Annotated in this window: 16 protein-coding genes and 3 pseudogenes; 14 read left to right on the top strand and 5 right to left on the bottom strand. The window is 32.2% G+C overall.

Annotation, left to right across the window (positions count from 1 at the left end; all coding sequences use genetic code 11):
• Window positions 1-29 precede the first annotated feature (29 nt).
• From AAE962_RS04950 to AAE962_RS04935, 4 genes and pseudogenes are all read left to right on the top strand, one after another.
• Window positions 30-656 carry a TRP75-related protein gene (locus AAE962_RS04950; protein ID WP_343288808.1) on the top strand — a complete coding sequence of 209 codons (627 nt, stop codon included), beginning with the start codon at window positions 30-32 and terminating at the stop codon, window positions 654-656.
• A gap of 16 nt (window positions 657-672) precedes the next feature.
• Window positions 673-1,953, top strand: a complete 1,281-nt coding sequence (ispG, locus tag AAE962_RS04945) for a flavodoxin-dependent (E)-4-hydroxy-3-methylbut-2-enyl-diphosphate synthase (protein ID WP_343288807.1) — start codon at window positions 673-675, stop codon at window positions 1,951-1,953.
• 257 nt (window positions 1,954-2,210) lie between these two features.
• Window positions 2,211-3,425: an ankyrin repeat domain-containing protein gene (locus tag AAE962_RS04940; RefSeq protein WP_410543825.1), complete on the top strand. Its 1,215-nt coding sequence runs from the start codon at window positions 2,211-2,213 to the stop codon at window positions 3,423-3,425.
• A gap of 104 nt (window positions 3,426-3,529) precedes the next feature.
• A pseudogene (locus AAE962_RS04935) lies at window positions 3,530-3,864 on the top strand (IS5 family transposase); the annotation flags it as partial.
• Here the strand turns inward: AAE962_RS04935 and AAE962_RS04930 are convergent.
• Complete coding sequence (locus tag AAE962_RS04930) at window positions 3,854-4,237, bottom strand: TraR/DksA family transcriptional regulator (protein WP_343288806.1); 384 nt, start codon at window positions 4,235-4,237, stop codon at window positions 3,854-3,856. The pseudogene AAE962_RS04935 and the gene AAE962_RS04930 overlap by 11 nt on opposite strands.
• Window positions 4,238-4,345: 108 nt before the next feature.
• Here AAE962_RS04930 and AAE962_RS04925 point away from each other — a divergent pair, with 108 nt between their 5' ends.
• Window positions 4,346-4,990 (top strand): heme exporter protein CcmB, encoded by a 645-nt coding sequence (locus AAE962_RS04925; RefSeq protein ID WP_343288805.1) that lies wholly within the window; start codon window positions 4,346-4,348, stop codon window positions 4,988-4,990.
• Between the two features lie 168 nt (window positions 4,991-5,158).
• On the opposite strand, the gene AAE962_RS04920 is transcribed toward AAE962_RS04925, so the two are convergent.
• Window positions 5,159-5,869 carry a class II aldolase/adducin family protein gene (locus AAE962_RS04920; protein ID WP_343288804.1) on the bottom strand — a complete coding sequence of 237 codons (711 nt, stop codon included), beginning with the start codon at window positions 5,867-5,869 and terminating at the stop codon, window positions 5,159-5,161.
• Window positions 5,870-6,104: 235 nt separating this feature from the next.
• Between AAE962_RS04920 and AAE962_RS04915 the strand changes: the two are divergent.
• Window positions 6,105-6,688, top strand: a pseudogene (locus AAE962_RS04915) (AAA family ATPase).
• Here the strand turns inward: AAE962_RS04915 and tsaB are convergent.
• The 3 genes from tsaB to ubiG all read right to left on the bottom strand — a co-directional run bounded on the left by tsaB (window position 6,685) and on the right by ubiG (window position 9,667).
• On the bottom strand, window positions 6,685-7,263 hold the full coding sequence (gene tsaB, locus AAE962_RS04910) for a tRNA (adenosine(37)-N6)-threonylcarbamoyltransferase complex dimerization subunit type 1 TsaB (RefSeq protein WP_343288803.1): 579 nt from the start codon (window positions 7,261-7,263) through the stop codon (window positions 6,685-6,687). The pseudogene AAE962_RS04915 and the gene tsaB overlap by 4 nt on opposite strands.
• On the bottom strand, window positions 7,263-8,393 hold the full coding sequence (locus AAE962_RS04905; protein WP_343288802.1) for a cation:dicarboxylate symporter family transporter: 1,131 nt from the start codon (window positions 8,391-8,393) through the stop codon (window positions 7,263-7,265). Before AAE962_RS04905 ends, tsaB begins: the two co-directional genes overlap by 1 nt.
• A gap of 107 nt (window positions 8,394-8,500) precedes the next feature.
• Window positions 8,501-9,667 (bottom strand): bifunctional 2-polyprenyl-6-hydroxyphenol methylase/3-demethylubiquinol 3-O-methyltransferase UbiG, encoded by a 1,167-nt coding sequence (gene ubiG / locus AAE962_RS04900; RefSeq protein ID WP_343288801.1) that lies wholly within the window; start codon window positions 9,665-9,667, stop codon window positions 8,501-8,503.
• A gap of 145 nt (window positions 9,668-9,812) precedes the next feature.
• On the opposite strand from ubiG, the gene dnaG reads away from it, so the two are divergent.
• From dnaG to AAE962_RS04855, 8 genes and pseudogenes are all read left to right on the top strand, one after another.
• A complete protein-coding gene (dnaG, locus tag AAE962_RS04895) occupies window positions 9,813-11,546 on the top strand; it encodes a DNA primase (protein ID WP_343288800.1) in 1,734 nt (577 codons plus the stop codon).
• Between the two features lie 98 nt (window positions 11,547-11,644).
• Window positions 11,645-12,949 (top strand): Na+/H+ antiporter NhaC family protein, encoded by a 1,305-nt coding sequence (locus AAE962_RS04890; protein WP_343288799.1) that lies wholly within the window; start codon window positions 11,645-11,647, stop codon window positions 12,947-12,949.
• A 267-nt stretch (window positions 12,950-13,216) separates the two neighbouring features.
• Window positions 13,217-15,316 (top strand): DnaJ domain-containing protein, encoded by a 2,100-nt coding sequence (locus tag AAE962_RS04880; RefSeq protein ID WP_410543824.1) that lies wholly within the window; start codon window positions 13,217-13,219, stop codon window positions 15,314-15,316.
• The gene (locus AAE962_RS04875) at window positions 15,310-15,450 is read left to right on the top strand and encodes a hypothetical protein (RefSeq protein ID WP_343288798.1); all 141 of its coding nucleotides are present in this window, start codon (window positions 15,310-15,312) and stop codon (window positions 15,448-15,450) included. The genes AAE962_RS04880 and AAE962_RS04875 overlap by 7 nt, the downstream gene beginning before the upstream one ends.
• A gap of 225 nt (window positions 15,451-15,675) precedes the next feature.
• A complete protein-coding gene (locus AAE962_RS04870) occupies window positions 15,676-16,023 on the top strand; it encodes a ferredoxin family 2Fe-2S iron-sulfur cluster binding protein (RefSeq protein WP_007302681.1) in 348 nt (115 codons plus the stop codon).
• 6 nt (window positions 16,024-16,029) lie between these two features.
• Window positions 16,030-17,043, top strand: coding sequence for a hypothetical protein (locus tag AAE962_RS04865; protein WP_343288797.1), 1,014 nt, complete (start codon window positions 16,030-16,032; stop codon window positions 17,041-17,043).
• Entirely contained in the window at window positions 17,027-17,428 is a 402-nt protein-coding gene (locus AAE962_RS04860; protein ID WP_264337199.1) for a cytochrome c-type biogenesis protein CcmH, read from the top strand. The genes AAE962_RS04865 and AAE962_RS04860 overlap by 17 nt, the downstream gene beginning before the upstream one ends.
• 172 nt (window positions 17,429-17,600) lie before the next feature.
• Window positions 17,601-18,924, top strand: a pseudogene (locus tag AAE962_RS04855) (IS4 family transposase).
• The last annotated feature ends 17 nt before the right edge of the window (window positions 18,925-18,941 follow it).

The following is an 18,941-nucleotide window of genomic DNA, read 5'->3' as shown; positions in this document are numbered from 1 at the left end:
ATCTTTTAAAGCACAATATTGACTATAGTATGCTTAAGATCTTTTCTAAAGTTTTATTTATATTAATACTTTTGGTTTCTAGTTTCTTTACTGTACATAATGTTGAAGCTAAGTCTAAAGTGAAGCTTAGTAAAAGGTACATACCTCCTGGTAATCCTGGTGGTACAAATTTTCATGCAGATGAGGAATTTGCTGATTCATATAAACTATATGAAAAGCGTAGGGATATTCTCAAGAAAAGAAAGTTACAAGATCTAGCTATAAATAAAGAAGATCTAATCAAAAAATTAAAAGAAAAAAAAATTGCTAGCCTTGATAACGAGCCAAACAACGTGGGAGCTTGCATAGTTGAAGATGGGGAGGATGCTATGATCAATCAGCATGGTATTAATCTTGCACGTTTAAAGGGTGCTGTATTTATAGATCAAGAGCCAGTTTCTCAGTATGAAAGTAAGCAGCATAAAAGTGAACAACAAAAAGGGAAAAAAGTTACTTCAACACGAGAAAAAAAAGTTTCCCCTATAAATGTTACTATAAAAGAAAGTCCATCAAGAAGAACGTGCTCTCATAATTCTATTACTGATCTAAATAGAACACCACAAAATAGTTTAAATGGTTCAAGTTCATTTGGCAGTGTAGTTGACACAGTAAAATAGTGTCACGATTAATAATATGCTAGATAGAGAACTGACATTGAGTGATGATGCATATGAGTCATCGCCGGTTTCCAGGCATAAAACTCATACTGTAAAAGTTGGACAAGTGAAGATAGGTGGAAATAATCCTATAGTTGTTCAATCCATGGCACTTGGTGCACATATAGATTCTGACAACATAAAAAGCAGTGCTCAGAAATATGCAAAAGAAGTAATAGAACTAGCGCATGCAGGTTCAGAATTGGTGCGAATTGCTTTGAACTCAGAGGAAGTAGCAAAAGCAATACCTTATATAGTAGAGGAAATAAATAAAGAAGGCTTTGATGGTAAGATATTAGTAGGCTGTGGACAATATGAGCTCTACAGGCTGATTCAGGATTATCCAGACAACATTAAAATTCTGGGTAAAATTAGGATAAATCCAGGTAATATAGGCTTTGGTGATAAACGTGATGAAAAATTTGAAAAAATTATAGAGTATGCAATAACGCATGATCTTCCTGTCAGAATTGGAGTAAATTGGGGTAGTCTTGATAAGTACCTTTCACAAAAATTAATGGATGAAAACTCATTGTCTAGTAATCCAAAAACTTCTGATGTTATATTACGTAAGACGCTTGTAATGTCTGCTCTTGGTAGTGCAAAAAAAGCTGAAGAGATTGGCCTGAGTGCAGAAAAAATAATCATTTCATGTAAAGTCAGTAGAGTGCAGGATTTAATTTTAGTTTATACGGCACTTGCAAAATCTTATAATTATGCGCTGCATTTGGGTTTAACCGAAGCTGGTATGGGTAACAAAGGCGTAGTAAATACCACAGCAGGGCTTACTTATTTATTGCAAAATGGTATTGGAGACACTATCCGGGCTTCTTTAACTCAGCGCCCTGGTGAATCACGCACTAATGAGGTGGTAGTATGTCAGGAAATACTACAGTCTATAGGTTTGCGCTACTTTAACCCTCAGGTGAGTTCATGTCCTGGTTGTGGACGCACAAGTAGCGATCGTTTTCGTATATTAACTAAGGAAGTAAATGGCTACATAAAAACTCATATGCCGGTATGGAAGAAAAAGAATTCTGGTGTAGAGTATATGAACGTTGCTGTTATGGGATGCATAGTAAATGGTCCTGGAGAGAGCAAACATGCAAATCTGGGGATTAGCCTACCTGGATACGGAGAAAAACCTGTTTCAGCAGTCTACAAAGACGGCAAATATTTCAAAACTTTACAAGGTGATAATATTTTTGAAGAATTTAAGGAAATTATTAGTGATTATGTGGAGAAGCATTACACATAAGCCTTTCACAAGTTTGTACTTAGACTACATTCTGTTTAGTGAACGTCAAATGAGACAATAAAGAACGTAAATTTAAAAAATAGATAATAGCTAATAGGTTTTCTTTTGCCTTTTTTTATATGGTAAATTTCTTAATATTTAGATTGGCCCGGAGTATTATAGAGATGTTATTCCAGTATCAAGGACTGAAGTTTCCTGATCTACAATATTTGTACAGTTATGAAATAGATGCAATTTTGACATAAAAGCCTTACTTTTTGAAATTTTGGGTTACGTTTAATTTAACATATTTCAGTGGGGAATTTATTGTAAGTAGAAAGAAAGCTTTAAAAATATTAGGTTTTGAATCAAGCGATGCGCCCAGTGAACAAGAAATTAAATCAGAGTATAGAAAATTAGCCTTAAAATATCATCCTGATAAACATTCAGAAGCTGCAAAGAAACAAAATGAGGAGAAATTTAAAAAGCTAGGTAATGCATATGAATTTCTCACTAAGGAAAATATAAAAGGGGTTAAAAATCTAACTGACGAAAATTTAAATGAAATTAATTCGCCTGGAGATTTGAGGTTTTACTTAAGTAGGGCTCTATATAATCAGGATATAAAGTTTCTTGAAAAGCTTTTTTCCAAATTCAAAAGCAGTAAAGATGGAAGATTTGGTGATTACATCAATGAAGAACTTATTTGTATTTACTTTCCATTATCTATTGCTTTAATGCAAGCTAAAGATTCAAGAAATTATAGTATTTTGAAACTTCTTTTAGAAAATGGTGCTGATCCTAATATAAAGCTATTACATAATGAAGCTTCGTTATACTATTATATGGTTCTCGACGACAGCAGAATTGTAGAGTTATTGTTACAATATGGTGCTGATCCTAATATGGTAGATAAAAATGGTGAAAATCCTTTGTTTGAAGCGCTTTTGTGTGATGATGATCATACTATGGAAATACTTTTGAAATATGGTGCTAATCCTAATATGTTAGGTAAAAATGGTCGAGGTCCATTATATCAAGCAATCAATTGTGACAACGATAAACGCGAAAAATATTTAGAGTTGCTTCTAAAGTATGGTGCAGATCCTAATCAGAAGGTTAATGGCTCCAGAGTTATAGAGTGTGCTCCATATTTCACTAATAATGGTGTAATGAATTTGATTAAAACGCTTACTCTGCCATACGGTAGCAATGATAAAGTTAAAGGGTTGATGGCTGAATACGGTGGAGTTGATAGACGTTATCTACGTGATCAAACGATACTGACTTGTTGTTGCTTAATCGTCGCTTCTACTACTTTTTTTAGTATAGCTTTTCCTTTGCGCTATGTACCGACAGCAATATTTGCACTTGCCGCATGTTTTTTTATTAAAAATGCTGTACATGCTGCATTTTTTGCAAAAGAACCTTCTACTGAGTTTACCGAAGCTAGAGCTTGTCCAGAGATTAGTAAAAGAGGCTATAATATCTAAAGTTTTAGTACTGGGTAAAGACGAGAAAAAAGCACCAAGCAGACCTAAGTCAAAGGGAATGGACAAGAATAGAAAGCTATTCCAGAGTATCATACAGGAAAGTAAGAAAAAAATATACTATAGTTAAAAAAATGTGATGGGATACCAAGGAGAAAATTTAAAAATCATATAAAGGAAGAATATGGTATGGATATTGAGATTGTCAAAAGGCCTTCATGTAGGTTCTAAGTCAACAAAGACACACCGCCTTAGCTACTACCAATGAGGGGTTTAAAGTACAGCCAAGAAGGTGGGTTGTAGAAAGGACTTTTGCTTTAGGAATAGAAGACTATCGAAAGAATAAGATTTACTCACTGAAAATTTCATATATGTGGCTATGAGTAGAGTTATGTTAAGGAGAGAAATATGCTTGAATTCCCGGACAATTTCTAATCATTAATGTTATAAACGTTCTTTTCTTTTTCTATTCTCTCTTGTTCTTCAATACAATACATAGCAAGCGGATTAGCTTTAAGTCTTTCGACTCCTATTTCTTCTCCCGTTCCATCGCAGTAACCATAAATGCCTAATTTTATTTTTTCCAACGCCTCCTTAATTTTTTCTTTTCTATCTTTTCGGCGCTTAATTAATTCTCCATTTTCACTATCTCTATCAGAATAAATACTACTATCTTCTAGATCTTGTTTCTCCAGTTCAGAGAATATTGATTGTAACTTTAAGCTAAAGTATTCCAGTTGTTTTACGTTCATATATTCTTCATTTTCTGAAGGAACGTAATCTTCTGGTAACTTTATTTTTATTAATTTTTCCATAGCATTATCAATAAAATATATTAAAACTTATATAACTTGTAAACACAAAAAATTATACTACCCTCAAAGTAAACAATATAATTTATAATAAACATTTAAAATCCTGGTATGATTAGTTCGGTAAAAAAGTTAGTAATAAATAATAATCTTACTTATATAGTATGTATTTTTATTATAATGTTAAGTTTATCTTCATATACACTTGAAAACAACAGTAAACAAGAAGTCATATTAACATTAACATGGATATGTGCTACATTTGTTTTGCAGATCTCTACAAATAATTTATTTACATCTGATTATCATGATGGAATATTAGAGCAAATCTTTGTACAGCCACTCTCTTCTAGGATGATAGTTGCTTATAAAATCTTCGCTCACTGGTTGTTATTTGGGTTACCGATTTCAGTGATTTCTTTCATGTTCAGCTTTGCAATTCTAGGCAATAATATTGAACATTCAATAGCAGTTGGAGTGTCTTTATTATTTAATACGCTGATAATCATTAATATTTCAGCTACTGGAAATGCATTGATGATTGGTCGAAATAACTTAGCATCAGGAGTGTCGCAAATTCTTGTTTTGCCAATGATAATGCCAACTTTTGTATATTTCAAATTGCTAACTCAATTTGAAAATTTATCCTTGAATATTTATACACTACTAATCACCATCTTAGTTTTTGTCATTTTAATTGTTAACAGCACTATAACTACTCACATAGCATTAAAATTTGCTGTGGAGCAGGATTGAAAAAACTTACTAGTTATTTACTTGTATCTGCTTAGTTAAGGGTGTTAACTTAAGTAGAGATGGAGACATTAGACTTCTTGCATGAATTACAGCGTATGAAACCATTATTGGATTTGAGACTGGCTGGTTATGCAAGAAATCTAATATCTATCGAAGAGTCAGAAACTTTTATAATTTACCTTTAATCAACCTAACCCATGCGTGCCAGTCTCTCTCACCAAGATTGCTTTCGAAAGACAGAAGATCCTTTACGGCTTTTGAGCAAATTTCTTCACTTGGAATTGACAACTCCCTATTCATTGCTAGCGTCAGGCATTGAGTTTTACAAGCTTGCTCTAAGTGATACGTATAAAACATTGCTTCTTGTATAGTCTGACCACATGTTATAGATCCATGATTGCGCATTAACATTACAAAATTTTCTTTCAAATCAGCTATTAATCTTTTTCCTTCTTTATCATCAAGTGCCAGGGAATTATAATCATGGTAAGATACCTTATTATAAAAGTGCAGCGCCCACTGACTTATTGGGAGTAATACATCCTTGAGAGAAGAAACTGCTACAATAGAAGGTGTATGTAGATGAAAAATTGCTTCAATATCTTTCCTTGCTTGATAAATGAAGCCATGGATTACATAGCCAGTTTTATTATATTGATATTCTTTGCCTTCAATTATATTCCCATCAAACGATACTTTCATCAATGAACTTTCATCTACTTCATAAAAACGTATACCAAACGGATAAACATAAAATGACTTTTTATCTTCAGAACGTACAGAGAGATGAGTATACGTATGATCATCTAATTTAAGATAAGATAAAATTTGATAGGCGTTAAATAGGTCTCTTTTCAACTCACTATTTGTTAATAACATAGCTCTTGACTAAAATTTTCTAAAGATTTATACGTGAAAAAAAGTTTATTACAAACTAAAAGGTGAACCTACATTAAAATACTAAGCACTTTTATTTGCCTTAGGTGATTAGAGATTACATTTCTAGATTAAATAGTATTTTAACTATAAAAACGACTTTTTATGTAATATTTCATATGTTTTAAAGCCTCGTTTTTATGTTATTATAAGTGTAGGTTTTAATATTAAAAATAACATGGTAAATATTGACATAAAAAAACAGATAACAAAATTTTCATATATATCACTGGTCTTCCAGGAAGTGGTAAACTTTCTACAGCAATAGTATTATCTAGTATGATAAATGCAGTAATTGTAAGTGGACTTGAATATAATCAAACTTCCAAAGAAGATCGAGATAGAATATATAACACTACACATGTTATGTTTCAGTCAATAGAAGCCTATCCTATTGACTCAAAAAATTATATATTTGTTGATGAATTAATTAAAAATAATGATTACAACATAATAATATATAACTCAGTAGTAGAACTTAGTAAAAAAATGAGCACAAAAATCCTCCCTATAGTACTTAGGTGCAATCCATTGATATTACAAGAGCGTAATATATCAAAAAAGCAAAGAAAAAATAGGAAGGTTACTAATATAAATAGTATTAAATTTAGGGAGGAAGATTTATTTGTACCACAAAATGCTATAGAGGTAGAAAATTCAAATATGAGTATAAAAGAAGTAGCAGAAGAAATAGTAAGTCAGATGTACAAACTTGGCCGAATTAATAGTGTTTACCCAATAGGCAACGATTTCATATACTAAGGCTCATTTAAATATAGAGCCTCAACTCCATTTAATTTTTGTTTATTTTTTAGTCTATAACGGACTAATAGCCCTGCATGGCTAGCATCCAACTTTGGTAAACTGCAATCCATATATGTAATGCAGTGCGTTTCAGGCTGGAGTTCACTTACTACAGCAGTATTTGATAGCGGTAACAAATTGAAATCAAATAACTGCGTATAAAACTTTTGATCATCTTCGATTATAGCTTTAATATTTTTTTTGCTATTTGCACAAAGTAGCGATATTGCATATGCTTGAGCTTCCAGCGCACTAACCCCATATAACGGCTTATTTGTAGCAAGATTTATACCTTGTGCAGTTGATATACCAACTCTGATTCCAGTAAAACTTCCTGGTCCAACTATCACTGCTAAATGGTCTATTTTATCGTAGCTGTAATTATGATTACAAAATAAAGTATTCAGTATTTGAAAAAATGATTCTGCATGACTATTGTTTGCAGAATTGCGTTCTACAAAACAATTACCATCGTAATCAATTACTGCTATTGAACTACCAGCACCTACAGTATTAATTGCTAGAATGGACATCACTTAAGCTTATCATAGAGCTTTGTAAACATCATAGTGAACGCACCGTTACCTATAACATTTGCTGAAGTTATTATTGGGTCAAACACTATATACAATGCTGTAATTAATGAAAGCATCTCTGGGGAGAATTTAAGATACTTCTCAAGAACGGGCAACATTACCATAATCCCTCCCGCTGGAACTGCAACAATAGCAAATTTAAATAACAGAAAGTAGAGAAGGAAAGTCACATAGTCTGTTGCAGACAATGCACCACCAAAAGTCATTATCATTGATAGTATTATAATAAAAAAGCAATCACCTACTAAATGAAAGCTAGCGGTTATTGGCACAACAGACGATGCTATATCATGCTGCTTTACATTTTTTTTGCTTCCTTCAAGAGTAAGCGGCATAGCTATATTACTAGACATTGTGCTCATTGCAGTAATAAATGCTGGTATCATATTACCTATACTAGCTATCCAGCTTGTGATCTTGAACGAATTTGCTGCTCCATATAAGAGAAAAACATAAAGGTAGGTTGCAGATGATATAATAATAAAAATTATTGAGTAATCCTTAAATATTATGCGTAAAACTTGATCATGTTCCATTTTTAAAGCAAGACCAAGTACAAACATTGGAATAATTGGCGTCAAAAATGTCTTCAAAATAAAGAGAGTTAAATCTAACATTTTGTTCGAGAGCTCTTTGCTTTTTTTTGGTAATATTGTGGACACTAATATGCTTAACACAAATCCACAAGCAAGGGCATAAAAATTAGAAAGCAATGCAGGTATCCTAAATGACCATAAAGGAACAATTGTTTCTTCATATGTTATATCTTGTATTGAATAAGTGTTTTGTGTGATGAAATGCCCAACAGAATAAGCTATTAAACTTGAAGCTAGATTCGACAAGAAAATCGTTATAATAAGTAAGAATATAAACTTTATAGCCGACTGCTTAAGATTGTTAACACTACTAAAGATTAATGCAAAAACAATAAAAGGCATTATAAATAGTAAGATCTCTTTTATACTAAGGCTTATTGAATACAAGAAGGTTTTCACTTCCATTGGAACTAGATGACCAAAAAATACAACAGAAGTGATAACAGCAAGTAAGGTTAGTAATTGTAACATATTCTAATATAGCGATATCCTATGGAAATACATATGATAAATTAGCTGCTAAGTAAAGTAAAACTGCCTAAAATATTTGCATTACCTTCTAGTACTTGAATGAGATTTCAAATTACAACGTTTCCACAAAGTATATAATTAACATCAACACCTTTGGTCAAGTTCCATTCACGCTTTATTACATTATATTCCATACCAGTCATATCTTGTAGTGTTACATTGTTTTCCCTTAGATGATTTGTAATTTCTGATGGCTTGAGAAATTTATTCCAATTATGTGTGCCTTTTGGCAGCCAGTTTAATATGTACTCTGCGCCGACTATTGCAAGACAGAAGGATTTAATAGTTCTATTTATCGTCGATATAAAAATTAGCCCTTCTGGCTTCAACAGCTCTATTGCTTTTTTCATGAAAAACTCTAAATTATCGACATGTTCAACCACTTCCATCAACAAAACCACGTCATACTTCTTGTCATTGCTTAGCTCTTCAATGCTAGTGTGTGTGTATTCTATATTTAACCCTACTTTCTTCGCATGCGACTGTGCCACTTTTATGTTTTCCTCACATACATCTATTCCTGCAACGCTAATACCAATACGCGCCATTGACTCTGACAAAATGCCACCACCACAACCAACATCGAGCAATGATAGTTCTTTTAAATCGCATTTTTTTAATTCTTTTATTTTCTCAACGATGTATGATACTCTCACAGGATTCATCATGTGCAATGGCTTGAACTTGCCATTCTCATCCCACCATTCACCTGCTATTTTAGCGAATTTTGATATTTCATCTTCATTATAAGTTTTTGTGGTTTTTTTCTTGCTAATATTGCTAAGTTTATCAAGGCGTTCTTTATGTCTACTTTCTTTTGAAAATTCTGTTTCGAGGAATTGTTTAACTATGTCTTTTGCTAATCCACTCGCAGTAAACCCTGCACCAAGACACAGTATATTCGCGTTGCCATGCTCGCGAGCTAATTTTGCGATCTCAACACTATTACATAAAGCAGCGTAGATTCCTTCAAAACGATTTGCCACAGTACTCATGCCCAAACCTGTACCGCAAATTAATATTCCATAATTTGCTTTTTTGTTTGTTATATCTTCTACAACTTCAGCAGCATAGTCAGGGTAGTCTACACTCTTTTGTTCAGCAGTGCAGCCACGGTCTATCACTGTATAATCTAAAGTTTCCAAGTAAGTCTTTATTTCTGATTTTAGTTCATAACCTGCGTGGTCTGAAGCAACTGATATCACATCTGACATATAAGAAATTGCAACTTAAGGGTATTTATATGGGTAATTTATTTTGAGCTTTTTGTCAAGCTCTCCTGATCTTTCTGAATAAATTTCGAGTCAGATATGCATAAATTCTATATAATTTTTATCCTACCACTACTCATTCGGTAAAATGGATCATATAGATATTATAAAGTCAAAATTATTGTTGTCCGACATAGTAGGAAAAAAAATTAGGTTAATAAAAAGAGGAGATAGTTTTGTTGGACTCTGCCCATTTCATAACGAAAAAACTCCATCTTTTTCGGTCAGCAATGTTAAGGGCTTATATTACTGTTTCGGTTGCTCAGCTCATGGTGATGCGTTTGAATTTATTTCACAAACTGAGGGCTTAAGTTTTAAGGAAGCGTTGGAAAAATTGGCATCTTTTGCAGGTGTTGAGTTACCCAAAAACCTCAGCTTTGCTAAAGAAAATCACAAACTGTTTTCAGCACTGAATTTAGCTGCAAATTGGTTCGCGCAGAAAAATCGAGGTGTTATGACTTATTTAAGGCAGCGCAAGATCTCACTCAAAATCATAGATAAATTTAAGATAGGTTATGCACCAAGTTCTGGCTTGAAGGAATATTTGAACTCCTCTGGTATTAAAGACGAGATTTTGATCGATGTTGGGTTAATAAATAAGAATTTTCGTGATTATTTCTATGATCGGCTGATATTTCCTATACACAACATCACGGGCAAAGTTATTGGTTTTGGCGGACGTGCGCTGAACTCTGAGCAACAGCCGAAGTATCTAAACAGCCCAGAGAGTCAGCTCTTTAAGAAAAGAGAAAATTTATATGGATTAAACTTTGCTTTGAGTGAAATACGCAAAAAACAGCATCTATTTGTTGTTGAAGGATATATGGATGTAATAGCACTACATCAATCGGGAATTAGCAATACAGTTGCTCCTCTTGGTACCGCAATTTCTGCAGAGCAGATAAAAAATCTTTGGAAACTTGCTAAAGAAATTTATATCTGTATGGATGGCGATGGTCCTGGATGTCATGCTGCTATTCGAATTGCAGAACTTGTTCTTCCGATACTGGAGCCTGGATACACATTGAAGTTCGTGACTTTGCCAAGCAACAAGGACCCATACGATATATGCAATGAACTAGAATATAAGACGGAAGATGTACTATCCGCTTTTAACCGCTCAACAGAACTGCACTCTGAATATTTATGGCATCACATGATTGGTAGCAATTTGCAAAATTATGAAAAATTTGCTCCGGAAAAATATTCAATTCTTGAGCACAAGTTCATGAAATATGTCAATGCTATCGGTAACAGAAGTATTAGAAGGTATTATAGAGATTATTTTTACAATAAGGTCAGTGAATTAAGAAGAAACTTTAAAAAGCTGATTTTTAATAGCAAAGCAACAAAAGGTGAGTATCTTTACAATAAATCTCCAGAGCTAATTGAAGCAGAGCAAAATCAGGCCATAATTTTGCGTATAGCCGTAGAATTTCCTGAAATTTTGAACCGTCCTATATTTTTTGAGCAATTTTCTCATTTCGAATTTACTAATGAGATGAAAAAATTACAACAGTGCGTAATTAATATGGTAACTAGTGAGAGCAACTTTAATAAAGAAATTCTGCTACAGGAGTCTAGTGTTATAAAGTTTATATTTGAAAAAACTAGCGTACTAAATAGTCAATTAAGTGAGAAGAGATCGGCAGAAACTGTCTGGAATAACATAGTATTACGGAAAGAATTAAATGTATTACAAGAAGAAAAAATTAAAGCAAGGCTGGGCGGTAATTTTGACTTAGAGGAAAGGCTAATAGAACAAATAAAGCAAATAGAGGATAGTATACAAGAAATGCAAATGGAATTTATTCAAAAGTAGATGGCTTAAGATGTTCAAAATTATTAGAAAAACACTGTATTAGTATTTGCTTAAAATAGCTTATTATAGTATATTTCTGGTTTGTTCAACTACGATAAGTGTTTTCATTTCTTCCTCTTATTATCTTTCTAGCCTTATACCTTGGAAGTGGTATTTATTTTTCTTTTATCGGACTTGGTAATCCTCTTCATCAAATTTCACCGTTAGTTTGCTTATTACCAGCATTATTTTTTGCTATTCTATTCAATAAAAACAAAATTCAGCATAGCGTTGATACTCTTATAAAAGGTATGGGGAATAAAACTACTCTTACCGTGTGTTTGATTTTTCTCCTTGCTGGGGCATTTTCTACTGTTACTCAATCGCTTGGTAGTATAAATGTTATTGCTAGCTTAACTATTTGCTTTCTTCCAGCACAATTATTACTTCCTGGAATGTTTTTAATTTCTGCGTTTATTGCAAGTGCAATAGGCACATCAATCGGAGTTATTGCACTTATAACACCAATAGCTGTGAATCTAGCACAAAATGGAGCTTTTGATTGTGCGGTGGGCGTTGGAGCTGTGATAGGTGGGTCTATGTTTGGCAGCAACCTTTCAATGATATCTGACACTACTATTGCTGCTACTTCTTCACAAGGAGCTTCAGTAAAGGATAAAATAAAACTCACTTTCAAGACAGGATCTGTTACAGGTCTTATAATACTTATTTATCTAGTAATAATTTCAAATAGTACAGAAGTTGTTTCTATCTCAAGTCTGAATTATTTATCCATAGTCAAAATTATCCCTTATATATCTTTAATAATTATGGGTTTATTTGAAATAAACACACTGGTAACATTAGCTGTTAATATGGTTGTTGCTGGAATATTAGGAATAGCTTTTTTTGATTATTCTATTATTGATTATTCTCATGATATATGTAGGGGTTTTAATAAGATGAATGAGGTAATGATATTTATTCTTTTCAGTAGTGGATTAAGCCACTTAATGTACGAATATAGTCAGAAAAAGATAGATAAATTCACCGATGAGGTGAATCTCACAAGAAGTCAAGCTGAACTTATGATTGCAGGAATATCATCTATGTTTACTATTTTGGTTTCCAGCAATATTGTTGCTATTTTATTAACTAGTAATATTGCGAAAAGACTTGCACAGAGATATAACATTTCACCACACCGTAGTGCGTATTTATTAGAGATATTTACTGCGATCACAAAAAGTATCTTACCTTATGGTTCTCAAATATTACTAGCAAGCAGCATTGCCTCTCTTTCACCTATTGCTGTACTAACAAAAGTATATTATTGTTTTGTTTTTGCAGCAGTTGCAATAAGTGAAATAGTTATTAATGGTAGACGTCATGCGGTTGTAGCTCCTCAATTACCACAAATATAACACAACTCTTCTGTAGATTTGTGGAAATTATGCTAACTGATTATTCTGTAAAGTTGAGCAATATTAATATATAAATTAATCTGTTGTTGGAATAATTCTAAACCTTCATTTTCACAACTCATTTTTCTACAAATTTTCACTAAATTTGTTAATAAATTGACAATTATTACAATATTTGCTAAAATGTTTATATGTCAGTACCGTGCTTTCATAAAGATGTGGTATTAGTGGTATAATCAAAAATGTATAAAAATAGTGGAGAAACAAATGCCTGATTATTATGAAATATTGGGAGTAAAAAGAGGTGCTACTCACGATGAGATAAAAAAAGCATATCGCGAATTGGCACTTAAGCTTCATCCAGATAAATTGCATAAGGAAGCGCAAGAGTTAGATAAGTTAGAGAAAAAAAAGAAGGATGGAGAGCTACTATCACAGTCGGAAGAAGGTCACATGGCTGAACTTAAAGAGGAATTGGAAAAATTCAAGAAAATATCAGTAGCATACGAAATTTTATCTGACCAAACAAACAAAGCTAGGTACGATAGGGGAGAGGATGTTAGTCAACAAACTTGTGAGAGGGAGTGGTCATGGGAAAAAGAAATGAGAAAGTTTTATGAAACAAGAGATGAAATAAAAAAAATAATACATGAGATGAAAAAAGAGTACTTTGAATTCATTGCACAAGCGAATCGAATAGAAAGTTTTAACGATATACGTAATATATTTTTTTTTAAACATAAAGAATTAAGAAAAGAGCGAGAAGAAAAAGTAGACAAGATCATTGAACTAAAAAGCGAGGTAGGCAAAGATGAATTGATTGAAAAATTAACCGAAAGTGTAACAAAACTAAAAAACGACGAGGGCTATATATTCACTATTAGGAACTTGTTGGAAAAGATCGAATCAGGTGAACTTGAAGAGTGCTCTTCTATAATAAGGAAAGTTGAAATTGCTGATGGTGACATTACATCTCTAGTGCAAATTGCTATTGCGTACGATCGTGTGGAAATTTTCAAGCTCTTTGAAGAAAGGATAGAAATATCACTGAATGACATCTTAAGCTATGTTTTTAAATACCAATCTAAAAAGTTTTTTGATTATTTTTTTAATAAATACTTAGATAAATTAGATGTCAACTATAAAGATGAAAAAGGAAATACAGCTTTACATCATACATTAAAATGGTTGGATTTAGATGAATCGAAATACCAAGGTTTTGTCAAGTCACTTCTTAGTAAAGGTGCAAGGCTTGATGTTGAAAATGGAAAAGGTGAAACTCCGTTTGATCTCTTGGTTAACTATGCTGAAAAATGTTCTAGAACTAAAATAATAGAAAGCTTGAATTATGTTAAGGAGTTTCTTAGTTGTTATGAACCCAATGAGCTGAAGAAGCTAGAAGGTACTTCTTCCTTAAATGGACTGGTAGAACTTGCTGACAAGTATCGTTTCGAAGGAATTTTCGACCTCTTGGCCAAAAATAACATACAGATTTCAAATTTAAGTGATAAAGACGGTAACACAGCTTTACATTATGCCTTAAAAGAGGTTAGTTATAACCATTATGAATACGAAAGTTTTGCTAGATTTCTTCTGAGTAAAGGTGCAAGGCTTGATGTTAAAAATAAAAAAGGTAAAACTCCGTTTGATCTCTTGGTTAATTATGTTAATGAGTGTTCTGAGTGCGATAATGCTTTTGAGTTTTTTCTAGGGAAGGACAAACGTAAAACTATGCGAAGCTTAGATTTAGTTGTTAGGTTACTTGGCAAACATAAAGTTATACCAGAAGGTCTAAATGGTACTCCTGAGTTGAATAGACTAGTAGATACTATTGTTGAATGTAACCATAAAGAAGCTCTAGATCTCCTAGTTGAAAATAACATAAAAATTTCAAGTATTACTTTAAAAAATATCGTTACAAGCGATTGCAATAAAAAGATTTTTGGTTGCTTTTTATATAGAAATAAAGTTGACTATCAAGATGAAGGTGGTAATACAGCTCTACATCATGCTTTAAGAAACTTGCACTCCGATAAGTCAATGCTTTGCAAAGTTGAATCACTTACGAGTGTAGGTGCAAGATTTGACGTTAAAAATAACCAAGGTGAAACTTCGTTTGATCTCTTGGTTGAATATGTTGAGAAGGGGTTTTATGGTCAAGCTTCAAGGTTAATTTATGCTTGGAAGTTGCTTAACAAATGTGAAAATATAAGAGAGCTAAAATATAAAGATGGTATTCCTGCATTAGATAAAGTAAATAAGCTTCGTATTAAGTGTCGTAATACTTCTATCATAGTTGCTTCTATGTTGGCAATAGTAGGAGGTGCTTTAGGAGTAGCCATTGTGCAGTCTGTTCAGGAATGTTAGCGGTAGGGATAGGAATTGGAGCTTGTTGTCTTGTTGTTGCTGCAATCACATATTATTATAGTAGTCCTGCAAATTTACTTAAAGATAGCAATGCTGAAGCTGCAGTTAATCAAATGGCATTAGTAAAATCATAACTTAAGATCAGAAGAAATGGCAGATCAAGTTTAATAATGCTAATTTAGTAATATCTCAAGCTAAGAGAATTCCATACTTGCAATGATGTGAAATGCTGGTGGTATCTGTCTTACTTTCCTAATAGGAATACAGATTACAAGAGATAGGCGATAGAATTGCAAAGAGTTTGCAAATAATAGTTATTATTTGTAGAATATAGAGAAGTTAGTAGAGATTTTAATAGTATGCCATCCGTTACTTTTATTTTACCTGATGGAAGTAAGAAAAGCTATGAAGCTGCAGAGGGAGAAACTCTGCTTAATTTAGCTCATAGAAGTGATCCAGATCTGCTTGAAGGTGCATGTGAAGGTTCTCTTGCTTGTTCTACATGCCATGTGATTGTTGATTCAAAATTTTATGATGTTGTAGAAACACATAATCCTATATCTGATGAGGAAAATGACATGCTGGATCTAGCTTTCGGTTTAACAGAGACATCGAGGCTTGGATGCCAAATAAAAATCACAAAAGATATTGACGGTTTGTGCGTAACCGTGCCCAGAGGTACAAGAAATATATCATTAGATAAATAAAGGATAATGCGTAAAATTTTTATCTATATTCTCATCTTCTTACCTTTGTTTATTCCTCTAGCGTATGGTGGTTTTTGGTATTTTTCTGCATTTAAGGTAAAAAGTCTTTTAACTGATTACATTAATGACGAAAAAGTTGATATTTCACATGATTTTAGCGTATTTCCTTTTAACCTAGTTTTTCGTGTAACGAATCCAAAATTTTCTAATGAGCAATTAACTGTTTCATCTGAAGCTTTAGTGATAAAAAACAGATTATTTGATAAGTCAGTATATATCTATATACCAAGCAATGAAGTCAACATTGCTGTCCGTAGTGATGAGAAAAAGAATATAAAGTGTCACACACACGTGAGTAGCCACTTTGTTGTTAAACTAAATGATTTACTATCTTCATTAAAATTCAACAGAAATAGCACTGTAATAGACTATATAGATACATTTCGTTACGAAGATTATGGATTAAAATGTGATATTTTAGAAAATCAGCAAAGTGTTATAACTGAAGTGAATGATAAAAGTAATTACATTCAATTTCACTTTGATAAAGAACTGAATGAAAATACTAAACTAGAATTTGATTTTTATACTTACCGTTATAAAAATACTGCAAGTCCTGAAAATTACCTTAGTGTCGACGCTAAATTATATTATGAATTTGTAAACCATATTTCAGCTTCTAAGATTAATTTCAACATAGAAAAATTTTTGATTGAGAGTAATAACTTTTCTATTGCTGCGAATGGTGGAGTAAGTAATTACAATTTAGTTACATCTTCATTTGAAGATAAAATTAATGTAGCCATATCAAATTATAAAGAATTAATTTCGTTTGTGACTAATGATTCAAAGACTGCAGATAAATTGGAAAAATCAATATCTTCCTTATCAGAAAAAATCACTAATAACGACATTCAATTTTCAATAAAGTACGACAATAATGTAGGTTCAGGCTTTATTGGAAAATTATCCACTACTGATTTTATCACTCAATTCACCAAAAATGAGAATAGTAATTAGCTTACTTTTTACATTGATATTTCATTTAAGCATAAATGCTTTTACTTTGGATGATAAACTAAGAGATGAAAGCATGGAAGAGCGAGCAAGTAACTTATTTACAGTAATAAAGTGTCCTGTATGCTCTGGTGAATTATTATCCGAATCTGAGTCTCAAGTTGCATATGGTATGCGCAAGGAAATTCGCAAGAAGATCAGTGATGGATATACTAACGAGCAAATAATTTCAGAGTTAAAAAATTCTTATGGAGATTCAATTATCATTGTACCACCTGTAAAATCTAGTACCTACATTTTATGGTTTATTCCTCTTATAATTTTTCTTATTGGATGTTTTCTAATACGAAAATCAGTTCAGAAAATAGATAAGGTAGTAAAAAGATAACTATAGAGTAAAAGTGAGTTTATAACAAATGCAAGTAGCTACTATACGAACATTTGAGTTTAGATGGGAGTGTTAAATAAACCATAAGCGTCAAGTTAAGGAAATAAAGGTATGAAAGAGATAGAATAATAAGGTATAAGTTCTCCCAGATATACTTTTAGTGAGAGAACCAATGAATAAAATAACTTGCTTATCAAAAAAGCTCAAAGAATTTTTTAATGAAAAAGCAGATAAAATCTCAATTAGAACAGGGTTCATAAAAAGAAAGAGAAAGCTAAGAGGTTCATCGTTTATAAAAGCCATGGTCTTGGGAAATATAGGGGTTGATAATTGTAGCATAGAAACAATGTGTCAATTATTAAATGAAGACTCGATAGAGATGACAAAACAGGGTTTAGACTTTAGATTTACCGAGGAAGCAGTGGAATTTATGAAAAGGATGTATAATGAATCTTTAATGTTATTTAAAGGTATTTTGCAAATTAATTGTAGAATTTTGAAGCACTTTAGAAGTGTTAAGTTATTGGACAGTAGCTATATTAGCCTACATAATAGTATGGAAAACATGTATAAAGGATATGGCACAAGCTACAGTGGTTATGAAAGCAATACTAAATCTGTAATAAAATTACAACTAGTTTTTGATTACCTAAATCAAACATTAACCCAACTTAACATAACAGAGGGAATAAGGTCAGACCATGGGTATATAAGGTATTTAAGCAGTATATCAAACAACGATTTGCTAATATCTGACCTGGGTTATTTTGTGCCAAGTTCTTTTAAGCAACTCAATGAAACAGGAGCTTATTTTATAAGTCGTTGATACCAATATATATGATATAGAAACAAATCAAAAAATAGAGTTATTAGAATGTTTAGAGGATAAATTATTTCTAGAAAATGATGTGCTGTTAGGAAAAGAGACAAAAGTTAAAGTAAGAATTATATGTCAAAAGCTAACTGAAGAACAGTCCATGGCCAGAAGAAGAAAGGCTAATAGATTAGCAAAATCACATGGGTATACATCTTCTAAAAGGAACCAAAAGTTATTGAATTGGTCAATATTCATAACTAATGTTTCAGAGAATAAAATTAGTGCTGAACAGGTATTAACAATTTACAGAGCAAGATGGCAAATTGAACTATTATTCAAATTATATAAGAGCCATATAAGACTTGATAAACTGAAAGGAAAGCCATATAGGGTATTATGTGAATTATATGCTAAATTATGTGCAGTTCTTATATTTCATGGAATAGTTGGTTGTACAGAACTAAAAAAGGACACAGAACTTAGTCTAACAAAGGCATTCATCGAACTAAAAAGAAGAATTAGGGAGTTATTTTTAGCATTAAGCAGTAGAATTAATAATTTGAGAATCTTCCTAAAAAAGCTTACCACAGACTGGTCACAATTTTCTGTGAAAGACAGGTATAGAAAAATTAGAGTCTCCACACTAAGCTCATTGAACTTTCTAACACTTGCTTCTTAACTTGACGCTTATGGTTT

The sequence above is a fragment of the Wolbachia endosymbiont of Encarsia formosa genome (assembly GCF_039540065.1).
Lineage (GTDB): Bacteria > Pseudomonadota > Alphaproteobacteria > Rickettsiales > Anaplasmataceae > Wolbachia.
This window is presented reverse-complemented; position numbering and strand designations above follow the sequence as displayed.